Below are 13,883 nucleotides of genomic sequence, written 5' to 3'. Positions count from 1 at the left end.
TATGCTTGAATATTTACTGGAACCTTTCTCCTATGAATATATGCAAAAAGCCATGTGGATAAGTACCGCAGTCGGTGGCATTTGTGCCTTTCTTTCTGCCTATTTAATGTTGAAAGGTTGGTCATTAATTGGCGACGCGCTCTCTCATTCCGTGGTTCCGGGTGTGGCGATAGCTTATGCCTTTTCACTCCCCTATGCTTTAGGTGCTTTTTTTGCCGGAATTTTGGCCGCACTTTCCATTTTATGGATCAAATCTATCTCAAAACTCAAAGAAGATGCCGTTATCGGCTTTATTTTCAGTACCTTTTTTGCCCTGGGATTGCTGATTATTTCTCTAAATCCAACCTCAATAAACGTGCAAAATATTATTCTCGGTAATATCCTCGGGATTGCCGATGAAGATATTTATCAAGTAGCCATCATTATGTTGATTTGCTTGGTCTTATTGCTTATTTTTTGGAAGGATTTGTTACTGATTTTCTTTGATGAAACGCAAGCAATTACAGTAGGTCTTTCGCCACTTTTTTACAAAGTCCTCTTTTTTACACTCTTGAGTGCTTGTGTCGTTGCCGCATTACAAACTGTCGGGGCGATTTTGGTGATTGCGATGGTAATCACACCAGGTGCAACTGCCTATTTACTTACTGACAAGTTCAAAACTCTTATCAAAATTGCCGTAGCATTAGGCGCAATCACTGGTTTCGTCGGTGTCTATTTAAGCTATTATCTGGATGGCGCAACAGGTGGTGTCATCGTAACATTACAAACTTTTTTATTCTTACTGGCTTTTCTATTCTCGCCTAAATACGGATTGATGAGTCAAAAACGACGTAAGGCGGTGGCCCATGAGTGAAATATTCACTATTTTCGTTGAGCCATTTCAATTTGCCTTCATGCAAAATGCGCTACTCACCGCATTAGTGGTTGCCGTGATCTGTGCGCTACTCTCTTGCTATTTGGTGTTGAAAGGATGGTCATTGATGGGGGATGCCATTTCTCATGCTGTCCTACCTGGCATTGTCTTGGCTTTTCTAGCGGGTATTCCATTAGTGATTGGTGCATTTGTCTCTGGTATTGCCTGCGCCTTAGGGGTGGGTTATTTAAAAGAAAACAGCCGTATCAAAGAAGATACCGCAATGGGGATTGTATTTTCTGGCATGTTTGCCATTGGTTTGGTTCTGTTCACTAAAATCCAAACCTCACAACATCTTACACATATATTATTCGGAAACGTATTGGGTGTAAGCCAACAAGAGCTGATTCAAACGGCTATCATCGCCTTGATCATTTTTATTTTACTTGGATTAAAGCGTCGTGATTTTCTGCTTTATTGCTTTGATCCTAGCCATGCTCGTGTTGCGGGTCTCTCGCCTAAATTATTACATTATGGCTTGCTCACATTACTCGCGCTCACTATTGTGAGTACGATGCAAGTCGTTGGGGTTATTTTGGTTGTAGCGATGCTAATTGCGCCTGGCATCACCGCGCTAACACTGACCAATCGCTTCGATAAAATGCTCGTTATCGCAATCATCAGCGCTGTAACTGCAAGTCTATTAGGCGTGCTACTTAGCTATCATTTTGATGCATCCACTGGTGCATGCATTATTTTGCTACAAGCAGCGTTCTTCTTAATAGCATTAATTTATAGCAAAATAAAAGTGCGGTTAAATTTCTAAATAAAAAAGCTAACATTTCTGTTAGCTTTTTTGTTAACCATTGCGTTTTAATAATATCAGTACTTCATAATGCGCTGTATGCGGGAACATATCAAATAATTGAATTTGAGTAAGCTTATAATTGGTTAAGTGTTGCAAATCTTTTCCCATGGAAATCGCGTTACAGCTGGAATAAAGAATAAAGTGCGGTTGCATTTCATTGAGAAACTCAGCGAGTTCCTTTCCGATACCTCGACGAGGCGGATTGACGATCACCAAATCGGGTTTGTTTTCATCTTGTGTTAAAGCAAAATTAGCCGCATCCAAAGATTGGAATTTAACGTTGTTTAGCCCTAAGACCTGAGCGGATTGAGTCGCCGCTTGAATAGCAGATGGCGAAATTTCAATCCCGGTCAATTCCACTTCTTGCTGATGTTTATCCTGTAAAGCTTTAGCGCAATGAAGTCCAAAACCTCCAACACCACAAAAGAGATCCCAAAGTTTAGTAATCGGCAAATCTTGCACCCAATCTTGCGCTGCTGCATATAGCCCTTGTGCTACCAGTGGATTCGTTTGGAAGAAACCTTGAGGGCGAATAAATAGCGGAATACCGTTAAAGCTCTCTGATAAGGTGTGCTGGTCCGTTAAAAAGATTTCTTTCTCACCTTCTAAGATCGCCGCATGTTTAGGTTGGATATTCACGCTCACCACTTCAAGTTGTGGTAATTTTTCCAATAACCCTGCAAATTCACGTTGAATTAACGATAGTTTAGTTTCTGAACGTAATACAAAACGCAACATCAATTTTTTTGTATGTTGGCTTTCTGTAAGCAGAATATATTTGAGCTCACCTTTTTGCTTAGCCACGTTATAAGGGACTAAACCAGCGCGCCCAATAAAATCTTTTAGAATCGGAAAGAGTTCAGCAAAGCGTTGTGGATAAAGCGGGCAATCACATAAATCCACCGCACTTTGTGGATCATTCGGGTCTTGTAAAATACCTAGAATGGGGCGTTCCACCGCGCCACTTACACCCATTTTCGCTTTATTACGAAAGGCCGACTCGGAGGAATAAAAAGGCGGATGCCAAATTAAATTATCACAATCTAATTTGGCAAGTTGTTGTTTTAGATGCTCTTCTTTCTTGGCGAGTTGCTGTTCATAAGGCATTTCAAGCCATTGACAAGAACGGCAATTGCCTTTTTGATAATGATGGCAATTAATCATTTAGAAGCAAGCCACTCTTGTTGAAGTGCGGTCAGTTTTTGATAATTTTCAATCCAACGCGAAGTTTTTGTGAGTTCTGACCAATCAAAGGATTTTTGTTTAAAGAGCGATTTCAAGCGAGCTTGGCGTGCTGCGAAATGCTCTGTTGTTTCCTCTAACTTCAGATTATCAAGCACTTGAATAACACCTTCACGTTCATTACAAAGCAATAATAAGTCACAACCAGCCTTCAAGGCTTTTTCACTGCGAGCCACAAAATCACCCATAAAACCTGCGCCCTTCATGCCTAAATCATCAGAGAAAATCGCCCCTTGAAAGCCTAACTGTTCACGCAAAATTTCTTTTAACCAATAAGTCGAACCACTTGCTGGCTGGCTATCACATTGTGTATAAATCACGTGAGCCGGCATAATTGCATCAAGCTTACTCTGTTGAATTAATTGCTGGAATGGCAAAATATCATGATTAAAAATCACTTCTTTTGCACGCTCATCATAAGGTGTTTCAAGATGAGAGTCGGCTAAAACATGACCATGTCCTGGAAAATGTTTTCCCGTTGTTGCCATGCCTGCTTGGTGCATACCATCAATAAAAGCAGCCGCCAAATTGATCGCACTTTCTACATCACAGCCGAAACTACGATCGCTAATCGCACGACATTCATGCCCCAAATCCAACACGGGAGCAAAACTCAAATCGATATCTAGCGCCACCATTTCAGCTGCCATTTGCCAACCCGCTTCTTTCGCTATTTGGTTTTGCAGAGTTGAATCCTTAACTAATGCCGCAAAAGCTTGCATTGCGGGTAACTGAGTGAAACCTTCACGGAAACGTTGAACGCGACCACCTTCCTGATCGACCGTGATCAATAAAGGCTTTTTCACTCGTTGACGAATGGATTTAATTAGAGCTTGAACTTGCTGACGATCATAAAAATTGCGGGTAAATAAAATCAAACCGGCAACTAAAGGATGTTCCAGTAATTCAACTTCTTCTTGTTTGAGCTCATGACCTTCAAGGTCAATCAATAATGTGGACATAAACTATTGTAAATAAAGACGATAATTGGTGCTTTCTGTGCTTGGTTTTGGTAGTTCAAACACTTTCTTTTCTTGCGGTTGCAATAAAATATTGCCTGATTGGCTTTCTTGCTGATTCGGCCAAACTTGCGTTACACCTTGTGTGTTATACCAATAAAGATGGTAAAGCACATTGAGCTGTTGCGTAGTTTTATTTTTTAAAGCCGCGGTATTATCCGACAAATCGACATCTAAAGCCGGCGCTAAATTTGCCGTCATATTTAAAATTGGCTTATTGGTTCCCACAATATTTGGTGCGGATGAACAAGCCGTCAAAAATAATACCGTTGCTGTAATGAGGATCTTTTTCATTATTTCGCCAACATTCTACCTAAAGGTTCACCACCAACAAGATGCATATGAATATGGAATACTTCTTGTCCACCATGTTTATTACAATTCACAATTAAACGGTAACCGTCTTCGGCAATGCCTTCTTCTTTAGCAATTTTAGCTGCGACCGTAAATAAGCGACCTAAGGTAACTTCATCTTGTTCCGTCACATCATTAACCGTTGGAATCACTTTATTTGGGATAATCAAAATATGGGTTTTCGCTTGTGGTGAAATATCACGGAATGCAGTCACTAATTCATCTTGATAAACAATATTGGCAGGAATTTCTTTGCGAATAATTTTACTAAAAATGGTTTCTTGAGCCATAGTCTTCTCCTTATTTTATATAAAAAAGTGCGGTCAAAATTTACCGCACTTTGCTTTTATTTTCCATCAGAAATTGATGATGAATGATATTTCAATCAACTTAGTGAGAGGCACCTTCTTCTGAATCATCTTGATTAATAAAGGTGTTATTAATCTCAATTTGTGCTTTTTCACGTAATGCTTGCATTAACTGTCCTTGCAATTCACCTTGACGTGCAAGAAGAAGTTGAGTGCTAAATTTCGCTAATTCTTGCTCAGTTAAAGTAGGTTCTTCTACACGTTCAAGAGCAACCACAACTACGTCACCTTTGCTGTTGCGAGCAACTTGATAAGCTACTTTACCATCTTGTGGTTTAGCAATAGCAAATATACCTTCATAAAGCATTGGATCTTTATTATCCATTAATGTAAAGGTTTGTGGTTCACTAAAACTAATACCTGCTGGAACTTTAGCAGGATTCGCAGATAGTTCTTTAACTGCTTGTTCTGCTTTTTCAGCTAATACTTTATCGGCTTTTTCACGTTTTAAGAACTGCTCAATCGTTGATTTCGCTTCATCAAGGCTTTGTAAACCTTCAGCTTTATGATCCACGACACGCACCACAACAAATTCATTTTCACCCACAGTTAATGGCTCAGAATTTGCGCCGCCGTTTGCAATATCTGATTCAAAAATGGCAGAAGTCACATTTGGGAAATTTAACGCCGCAGGGACATTATTTTTACCGAAATAATCTGTTTCTTCCACTTTCACGCCTGCTGCTTCTGCTACCGCAGCTAAAGAATCACTGCTTTCTGCTGCTTTTTCACGAACCGCTTTTTCTACTGCTTGGAAGCGGCTTTCTGCTAAGTTTTTACGTACAGTCTCTGCGATTTGTTCTTTCACTTCTTCTAAAGTACGTTCTTTACGATCTTGCACTAAAATAATATGGTAAGCCCCATCCACATTAACCGGTGTACTGTATTGACCAACATTTAACAATAATGCTGCATCTTCAAAGTTTTTCGGTAATTCGTTGTCTTTTACCCAACCTAATTCACCGCCTTGAGCACCAGAAAGTTTATCTAGGGATTTTGTTTTTGCTAACTCAGCAAAATCAGCACCTTTTTGCAGTTCTTGATAAACGGCATCCGCTTCTTTCTCAGTTGATAATTGAATATGAGCTAATTTTTGGCTAATGAATTGTGCTTTATTTTCTTGATAATATTGTGCAATTTGTGTTTCAGTTACAGGTTGTAATTTACCTAATGCATCTGCTGAAACGCTAATATATTGCACTTTCGCTTGTTCAGGTTGAACAAGTGATTTCGCATTCGCATCGTAATACGCTTTAATTTCTTCGTCCGTCACTTTTTGTTTTGCAATTTCATCGGCTAATGGAAGAGTTGCAAGACGAGCGATACGTTTTTGGAAAAAGACTTGTGCGTTATCTTTTACTTGAGCCGGCACAACAAATTCACTATCTGCCAAACCGTTTTGCATTTGTTCAAGTGTTAATGCATTACGTAAAATAGCCGCATAAGTATCAGATGTTAACCCATTTTGAGTCAATAATTGTTGATAGCGCGCGTTATCAAATTTACCGTTAGATTGTAAGTTAGGATCGCTTACAATCGCACGTTTGATCATCTCATCACTTACACCTAATTTTAATTCTTTCGCATATTGACGGATTAATTCTTGATCCACCAAACGTTGAATTAAATTTTGACGAAGTGCAGTCACAAATTCCACAGAGTCAGTTTTCGCTAGGAAGCTCTCGCCTTCTTGTTGAGCTCGCGCTTCAAACTCTTGGTTATAACGATTTAAGAAATCTTGTTGAGAGATAGTCTCGCCATTTACTTTTGCCGCAAAACTATCGTTGCTGCTATACAGATAACCTGACATCCCACCAATCAAAAATGAAACTGGAATTAAAGCAAAGATCGCTTTTCCGATAAAGCTATGGGCGATGCCATGCATTTTTTCAATTAACATTCAATTATTACCCTTTTAAAAAAGACAAAGTTCGTAAGATTATAATCTAAAAGGCGAAAATTCGCACTTAAAAAACACCATGTTCGTGTAGGATTTTCACAGCCATGACTAATAACACTAAACCGCCAAAAATCTCAGCTTTGCTTTTGAATTTTTTCCCTAAAAAATGACCGCTCTTTACTCCAATAAAAGAGATGGCAAAGGTTGTAAAACCTATGATGAAGACAGCCAATAAAATGTCCACGGAAAGAAAAGCAAAAGAAACACCGACGGCTAATGCATCAATACTCGTTGCCACGCCAGGTGTTAGCAAGTGTTTTAAACTAATCAATGAGAGAGCGGGTTCATAATCCGAGCTAAGTCCTTCTCGAATCATATTCACACCGATGAACGCAAGCAAAACAAAGGCAATCCAGTGGTCCCAATTTTGAATCATCTGACTAAATTGCAGTCCGACAACATAGCCTATCGCAGGCATGATGCCTTGGAATAATCCAAAGCAGCATGCAATAGCCAATGCTTGTTTCCATCGAAAAGCGCGCATTGCTAAGCCTTTAGAGATGGATACGGCAAAGGCATCCATCGAGAGACCAAGCGCAATGACCCACAACATATGAAAAGTCATAAACTAACGTTTATTTTCCAATACAGAAAGAACTAAAAATATTACCGAGCAAATCATCCGAGGTAAATTGTCCCGTAATTTCACTCAGATTAGCTTGAACTAAACGAAGTTCTTCCGCCAATAATTCACCTGCATGAAACTCGGTTAATTGGACTAATCCAATTTGTAAATGTTCAGCTGCTTTTTCTAAGGCATCAAGATGACGACGGCGCGCTAAGAAACCTCCTTCCATCCCTGTTTGGAAACCCATCGCCTGTTTTAAATGCTCACGCAACAAATCTACGCCTTGGTGTGTTTGGGCTGATAAACAAACGGTCGTTGTTCCATTTTCTTCTTTTAGCCCAACTGCCTCGCCGCTTAAATCTACTTTATTACGAACGATAGTCACCGGCATATTATTTGGCAATTTTGATAAAAATTCTGACCGCACTTTTTCGATATTTTGGCTATCAGGATCGCTACTGTCTAACATTAAGATAATACGATCGGCTTGCTCAATCTCCGTCCAGGCACGCGAAATCCCGATACGTTCAACTTCATCTGTCGCTTCACGAAGCCCTGCGGTATCAATAATATGTAAAGGCATGCCATCAATATGAATATGCTCACGCAACACATCGCGCGTTGTTCCTGCAATATCTGTCACAATAGCCGCTTCTCTGCCCGCTAAAGCATTCAGTAAACTTGATTTACCTGCATTTGGACGACCGGCAATCACCACTTTCATTCCTTCACGTAAAATCGAGCCTTGTTTTGCTTCGCTACGGACTAAATCAAGCTGAGTGATAATTTCTCGTAATTTTGCTTCGATTTTACCATCTGCCAAAAAGTCAATTTCTTCATCAGGGAAATCAATTGATGCTTCCACATAAGTACGCAGATAAATCACGGAATCCACCAACTGATTCACTTTATTAGAAAATTCACCTTGTAGCGATTTTAATGCTGAACGAGCAGCTTGCTCCGAAGTCGCATCAATCAAATCAGCAATGGCTTCCGCTTGAGCTAAATCTAATTTATCGTTTAAAAAAGCCTGTTCAGAAAATTCACCTGGACGTGCAAGACGAACGCCATCAAGTTGTAAGATTCGTTTTAGCAACAAATCTAATACCACTTGTCCACCATGGCCTTGTAATTCCAATACATCTTCACCAGTAAAGGAATTAGGTGATTTAAAATAAAGCGCAATACCTTGATCTAAAACTGTGTCATCAGCATCTTTAAAAGGTAAATAGTCTGCCATTCGTGGTTTAGGACATTTACCTAGTACCGCTTGTGCAACCTCAACCGCTTTTGGGCCTGATACACGCAAAATACCAATACCGCCACGACCAGGCGCTGTCGCTTGTGCGACGATTGTTTCTTTCATAAAAACTCACTAAAAATTGACCGCACTTTTATCTGCGATAAAAAAATGAGAGGGCGCATTAATACGCCCATGTGATTATATATCAATCAATGATAGAAAAAAGGCATCTTTCGATGCCTTCTATCTGTTATTTTTTACGGGTATGTAACCCTTTTTTCTCTAAACCACGGTAGATCATTTGTTGTTGTACTATAGTGATTAAGTTAGACACTAACCAGTAAAGTACTAGACCTGCCGGGAACCAGAGGAAGAAGAACATGAAGATCAACGGCATAAAGTTCATCACTTTTTGTTGCATTGGATCGGCAACTGGTGTCGGTGACATTTTTTGTAACAAGAACATTGATCCGCCCATTAAGATTGGGAGAATGTAGTAAGGGTCTTGTGCCGATAAATCTTGAATCCAACCAAAGAATGGCGCATGGCGAAGCTCAACCGCTTCCATAAACGTCCAGTATAATGCAATGAAAATTGGCATTTGGAGGATTAATGGTAAGCAACCGCCAAGTGGATTTACTTTTTCTTCTTTGTAAAGTTTCATCATTTCTTGGCTCATACGTTGGCGATCATCACCAAAACGTTCACGCATTTCTTGCATTTTTGGTTGCAACATACGCATTTTCGCCATAGAAGTGTATTGTGCTTTTGTAAGCGGATATAAAATCGCTTTAACCACTAAGGTGACACAAATAATTGCCACACCCCAGTTAGATACAATACTTTGAATGAACGTTAATAACCAGAATAATGGTTTCGCGATAAACCATGCCCAACCATAATCAACAGTTAAGTCTAAGTGGTTAGCCACTTCAGCCATTTTGTTTTGTAATTTCGGACCTGTCCATAATGAGCTGGTAATAGTCTCTGTTGCACCTGCTGGAATAGAAACGACTGGACCACGATAACCAATAGACGCAACGTTATTTTTGCTGTCTGTAATACTATAAAGTTGGTTATTTACATCTTGATTTGGGATCCAAGCTGATACGAAATAGTGTTGTAAAATAGCAACCCAACCTGCTTTGGTATCGATAGAAAGATTTTTGTCTTTCATATCGCTGAAGCTGTATTTTTTGTAATTGGTTTCTGAAGAAGAATACGCACCACCGGTATAAGTAGGCATTGCCACGTTACCGCTGCTTTCAACTAATGTGTGTTTTAATTGGCCGTAAGGTTCAACTTCAATTGTGCTACCACTTTGGTTCACAATTTCAAAGTTAACCCCTACATCGTAGCTATCGCGTTTTAACACAAAGATTTTATGATAAGTCACACCATCTTTTTCAAATGTTAATGGCACAGAAAGTTCATTTTGACCTTCTGCTAATTTGAAATTATCACCCGTAACTTGATATTGCGCGCGACCTGCTTTTGTATCGATCCCGTCTTTACCAATTAAACCGCTTTGTGCAATGTAAACATGCTCGTTTGTATCTTTTAACAAGACGAAAGGTTCTTTTGAACCTAATTCCGCATCATATTTTAATAGTTCAGAACTGATTACATCACCACCTAATGTATCCACTTTCAAACGGAGTACATCATTTTCTAATGTGATAATTTGACCTTTTGTTTGTGAATCTGCCACTACTTCAGCAGATGAAGAAGAACTTGCCGGGACATCAGAAGAGGCGGCTGTTGTTTGTTCCGTGGTCTGTTGTTGAACAGGTGGATTTTTATCAAGTTGCCATTGCTGATAAACAAGGAAAGAAATAAAGAGTAGTGCAAGCACTAATAGGCTACGTCTTGAGTCCATTATTTTTTCTCATCGTTATTATTAATCTTTTTCGGCGGAACAGGATCGAATCCACCGGCGCTTAAGGGGTGACATTTTAATACACGTTTTAGCGTAAGCCAACTACCTTTTAACAATCCATGTGTTTTTAACGCCTCAATACCATAACAAGAACAGGTTGGCACAAAACGACAACGTGGCCCGATTAAAGGGCTAATCGCTACTTGATAAAACTTAATTAAAGCGATGAGGATTTTTGTGCCAAACGAATGTGACGTGCCCATAATTTATCCAAAGTTTGTAAAAACGTTTTATTATCAAGCTGACCAATGCCACGTTTCGCCACAAAGACAAAGTCACAAGAGGGCAAATTATGTTGGGATAAACGAAAACTTTCACGAACTAAACGTTTAATACGATTACGATCGTGCGCTCGTTTAAGATGTTTTTTAGCCACAGTTAAACCTAAGCGTGGATGCTCAAGATTATTTTTGCGTGCGAGAATGGTAATTTCAGGGGTGCTTGCTCGAAACGGTTGTTCGAAGACATTTTTGAATTGAATGGGAGTTAACAATCGTAACTCCCGAGAGAAGTTTAGCTTAATCACTAAAAACGGTGATTATGCAGATAAACTCTTACGACCTTTAGCACGACGACGAGCTAAAACTTGACGGCCGTTTTTAGTTGCCATACGAGCACGGAAACCGTGAGTACGGCTACGTTTTAATACAGAAGGTTGAAATGTACGTTTCATTGTAATCTACCTAAATCAAAATGGTTTACTGTTTTGATATTCAAAACACAACAAGGGTTATAAAAAATAGACCGCAATTTTAATCATAAATTGGGCTTTCGTCAAATAAGAAAAGAGAAAATTCCGAAATAATCTTCCGTTTCTTCTAAAATCGTGGGGATTATACGGATTTTGGACAAAATCTCAAGCAACCTTTTTGTCTTTTTTTGACGACCAACAGAAGATCTTTTGCCTAAATTATTGTAAAATTCTCTTCGATTTTTTACCGCACTTTTGCGGCTTTTATTTTATACGCATATAACATAAGGATAATTTATCGTGAGCCTTTCTACCCTATGGCAAGATTGCTTATCACAACTACAAGATCAGGTTTCCCCGATGGATCTCAGCACGTGGTTACGCCCATTACAAGCGGATGTCATCTCGCAAGATCAAGTGGTGTTATATGCGTCAAATATGTTTGTGAAAAGCTGGGTAGAAAATCATTACTTGGCCCAAATTCATCAAATTTGCCAAGCCCTTGCTAAAAATCCAAATTTACAAATTATCGTAAAAGAAGGGGTAAAACCAGCTCCAAAAGCAGTTGAAGCCCCAATTCAAACGAATAATCATCAAGAAAGTGCGGTGAGTTTTCACCAAGAATCTGATTCATCCACTAAATTTGAATCACATCTAAATCGTAAACATTTATTTGAAAACTTTGTTGAAGGTAAATCAAACCAGCTTGCTCGTGCAGTGGGGCAAAAACTTGCCCTTGCACCTGGTGAACCAACCGCAAACCCATTCTTTTTATATGGGGGGACAGGTTTAGGTAAAACTCACTTATTACACGCAATCGGTAATGGCATTTTAGCGAATAAACCGAATGCCAGAGTGCTTTATATCCATGCTAATAATTTTATGCAGCACATGGTAAAAGCGATGCGTGATAATAAAATGGATCAATTCAAAAAATTCTATCGTTCTCTTGATGCATTATTAGTGGATGATATTCAATTCTTCGCCGAAAAAGAAAAAACACAAGAAGAGTTTTTCCATATTTTCAATAGTTTATTTGAAACTGGTCGTCAAATTATTTTGACCTCTGACCGCTATCCAAAAGAAATTGAGAAAATTGAAGAACGCCTAAAATCTCGTTTCGGCTGGGGTTTAACCACTGCGATTGAGCCACCTGATTTAGAAACTCGTGTTGCGATTTTGCTGAAAAAAGCAGAAGAACATAATATGGAGCTGCCAGAAGAAGTGGCATTCTTTATTGCCCAACGCTTACGCACCAATGTTCGTGAATTAGAAGGTGCCTTAAACCGTGTGAAAGCGATGAAAGACTTCAAAGGTGGTCACATTGATATTGATTTTGTGCGTGACACATTAAAAGATATTCTTGCCTTACAAGAACGTTTGGTAACCATTGAAAATATTCAGAAAGTCGTGGCAGAATACTATCGAATTAAAGTGGCTGATCTAAAATCAAAAAGCAGAGCAAGGTCAGTCACTCGCCCACGCCAAGTTGCGATGGCGTTAGCAAAAGAATTAACCAATAAAAGCTTACCGGAAATTGGTCGTGCCTTTGAACGCGACCATACGACAGTCTTAAATGCCTGCCGTGAAGTGCCAAAATTCCGTGAAAAAGACAGCAGTATTCAAGAAGATTGGGCGAATTTAATTCGCACATTATCTGCATAAGGAGCCAATGATGCAATTTAGCATTTCAAGAGAAAATCTATTAAAACCCTTACAGCAAGTTTGTGGCGTATTGAGCAATCGTCCGAATATTCCTGTATTAAATAACGTGTTATTACAAATTGAAGATAACCGTTTAACGATTACGGGTACAGACCTTGAAGTTGAGCTTTCTAGCTATACTCAACTTTCGTCGTCAACGGCAGATGGTGCTTTCACCATTCCGGCTAAAAAATTCTTGGATATTTGCCGTACATTATCCGATGAATTTGAAATTACCGTTACCTTTGAAGAAGATCGCGCCATTGTAGAATCGGGTCGCAGTAAATTTAATCTCACTACGCTACCAGCTGAAGAATATCCAAATCTGACGGATTGGCAATCTGAAGTGGATTTTGCCTTACCGCAAAGCACCTTGCGTCGTTTAATTGAAGCCACTCAATTTTCAATGGCAAATCAGGATGCCCGCTATTTCTTAAACGGCATGAAATTTGAAACGGAAGGTAATTTATTACGCACTGTTGCAACTGACGGTCACCGTCTTGCCGTTTGTACAATCGAATTAGAGCAAGATCTGCAAACCCATTCAGTTATTCTGCCACGTAAAGGTGTATTAGAACTGAATCGCTTATTAGAAAGCAGTGATGAACTTGCTCGTTTGCAAATCGGCACGAATAACCTTCGCATTCACTTAAACCACATTGTGTTTACCTCAAAACTCATTGATGGTCGTTTCCCTGATTACCGTCGTGTATTACCACGTAATGCAACTCGTATCGTAGAAGGAAACTGGGAAACCTTAAAACAAGCTTTTGTACGCGCTTCTATCCTTTCAAATGAACGTGTACGTAGTGTGCGTTTAAACTTAAGTGAAAACCAACTTAAAATTACCGCATCTAACCCTGAACACGAAGTGGCAGAAGAAATCGTGGATGTGAATTATCAAGGTGAAGAAATGGAAGTGGGCTTTAATGTGACTTACATTTTAGATGTATTAAACGCCTTAAAATGCCAACAAGTACGTATTCGCCTCACTGATGCATCATCAAGCTGCTTAATTGAAAACAGCGAAGATGCAAGCGCAGAATACGTCATTATGCCAATGCGCCTCTAGAA

General features: G+C 39.4%; 15 protein-coding genes. 4 read left to right on the top strand and 11 right to left on the bottom strand.

Going from position 1 to position 13,883, the window contains the following annotated elements:
- The first annotated feature begins 1 nt into the window (after position 1).
- Positions 2 to 853 carry a metal ABC transporter permease gene (locus DPV81_RS07000; RefSeq protein WP_111387502.1) on the top strand — a complete coding sequence of 284 codons (852 nt, stop codon included), beginning with the start codon at positions 2 to 4 and terminating at the stop codon, positions 851 to 853.
- Positions 846 to 1,679 (top strand): metal ABC transporter permease, encoded by an 834-nt coding sequence (locus tag DPV81_RS06995; protein ID WP_165818967.1) that lies wholly within the window; start codon positions 846 to 848, stop codon positions 1,677 to 1,679. Before DPV81_RS07000 ends, DPV81_RS06995 begins: the two co-directional genes overlap by 8 nt.
- Before the next feature lie 33 nt (positions 1,680 to 1,712).
- On the opposite strand, the gene rlmC is transcribed toward DPV81_RS06995, so the two are convergent.
- The 11 genes from rlmC to rpmH form a co-directional block, all read right to left on the bottom strand.
- On the bottom strand, positions 1,713 to 2,885 hold the full coding sequence (rlmC, locus tag DPV81_RS06990) for a 23S rRNA (uracil(747)-C(5))-methyltransferase RlmC (protein ID WP_111387500.1): 1,173 nt from the start codon (positions 2,883 to 2,885) through the stop codon (positions 1,713 to 1,715).
- Positions 2,882 to 3,925 (bottom strand): beta-N-acetylhexosaminidase, encoded by a 1,044-nt coding sequence (nagZ, locus tag DPV81_RS06985; RefSeq protein ID WP_111387498.1) that lies wholly within the window; start codon positions 3,923 to 3,925, stop codon positions 2,882 to 2,884. Before nagZ ends, rlmC begins: the two co-directional genes overlap by 4 nt.
- A 3-nt stretch (positions 3,926 to 3,928) precedes the next feature.
- Positions 3,929 to 4,276: a putative periplasmic lipoprotein gene (locus DPV81_RS06980; protein ID WP_111387496.1), complete on the bottom strand. Its 348-nt coding sequence runs from the start codon at positions 4,274 to 4,276 to the stop codon at positions 3,929 to 3,931.
- Positions 4,276 to 4,626, bottom strand: a complete 351-nt coding sequence (hinT, locus tag DPV81_RS06975; RefSeq protein ID WP_005695575.1) for a purine nucleoside phosphoramidase — start codon at positions 4,624 to 4,626, stop codon at positions 4,276 to 4,278. The genes DPV81_RS06980 and hinT overlap by 1 nt, the downstream gene beginning before the upstream one ends.
- A 100-nt stretch (positions 4,627 to 4,726) precedes the next feature.
- Complete coding sequence (ppiD, locus tag DPV81_RS06970; RefSeq protein ID WP_111387494.1) at positions 4,727 to 6,604, bottom strand: peptidylprolyl isomerase; 1,878 nt, start codon at positions 6,602 to 6,604, stop codon at positions 4,727 to 4,729.
- A 67-nt stretch (positions 6,605 to 6,671) separates the two neighbouring features.
- Positions 6,672 to 7,229, bottom strand: a complete 558-nt coding sequence (locus DPV81_RS06965) for a manganese efflux pump MntP (protein ID WP_111387492.1) — start codon at positions 7,227 to 7,229, stop codon at positions 6,672 to 6,674.
- 10 nt (positions 7,230 to 7,239) lie between these two features.
- Positions 7,240 to 8,598, bottom strand: a complete 1,359-nt coding sequence (gene mnmE, locus DPV81_RS06960; RefSeq protein WP_111387490.1) for a tRNA uridine-5-carboxymethylaminomethyl(34) synthesis GTPase MnmE — start codon at positions 8,596 to 8,598, stop codon at positions 7,240 to 7,242.
- A gap of 127 nt (positions 8,599 to 8,725) precedes the next feature.
- Complete coding sequence (yidC, locus tag DPV81_RS06955; protein WP_049369435.1) at positions 8,726 to 10,354, bottom strand: membrane protein insertase YidC; 1,629 nt, start codon at positions 10,352 to 10,354, stop codon at positions 8,726 to 8,728.
- Positions 10,354 to 10,617, bottom strand: coding sequence for a membrane protein insertion efficiency factor YidD (gene yidD, locus DPV81_RS06950; protein WP_005695569.1), 264 nt, complete (start codon positions 10,615 to 10,617; stop codon positions 10,354 to 10,356). The genes yidC and yidD overlap by 1 nt, the downstream gene beginning before the upstream one ends.
- On the bottom strand, positions 10,572 to 10,940 hold the full coding sequence (gene rnpA / locus DPV81_RS06945; protein WP_111387488.1) for a ribonuclease P protein component: 369 nt from the start codon (positions 10,938 to 10,940) through the stop codon (positions 10,572 to 10,574). The genes yidD and rnpA overlap by 46 nt, the downstream gene beginning before the upstream one ends.
- A gap of 12 nt (positions 10,941 to 10,952) precedes the next feature.
- A complete protein-coding gene (rpmH, locus tag DPV81_RS06940; protein ID WP_005539760.1) occupies positions 10,953 to 11,087 on the bottom strand; it encodes a 50S ribosomal protein L34 in 135 nt (44 codons plus the stop codon).
- A gap of 318 nt (positions 11,088 to 11,405) precedes the next feature.
- On the opposite strand from rpmH, the gene dnaA reads away from it, so the two are divergent.
- Positions 11,406 to 12,770, top strand: a complete 1,365-nt coding sequence (gene dnaA / locus DPV81_RS06930; RefSeq protein ID WP_111387486.1) for a chromosomal replication initiator protein DnaA — start codon at positions 11,406 to 11,408, stop codon at positions 12,768 to 12,770.
- Between the two features lie 10 nt (positions 12,771 to 12,780).
- Complete coding sequence (gene dnaN / locus DPV81_RS06925) at positions 12,781 to 13,881, top strand: DNA polymerase III subunit beta (protein WP_111387484.1); 1,101 nt, start codon at positions 12,781 to 12,783, stop codon at positions 13,879 to 13,881.
- Positions 13,882 to 13,883 lie beyond the last annotated feature (2 nt).

It is taken from the genome of Haemophilus parainfluenzae (assembly GCF_003252795.1).
Taxonomy (GTDB): domain Bacteria; phylum Pseudomonadota; class Gammaproteobacteria; order Enterobacterales; family Pasteurellaceae; genus Haemophilus_D; species Haemophilus_D parainfluenzae_K.
Note: the sequence above shows the minus strand (reverse complement) of the source record. Positions and strands in the feature narration are given on the sequence as shown.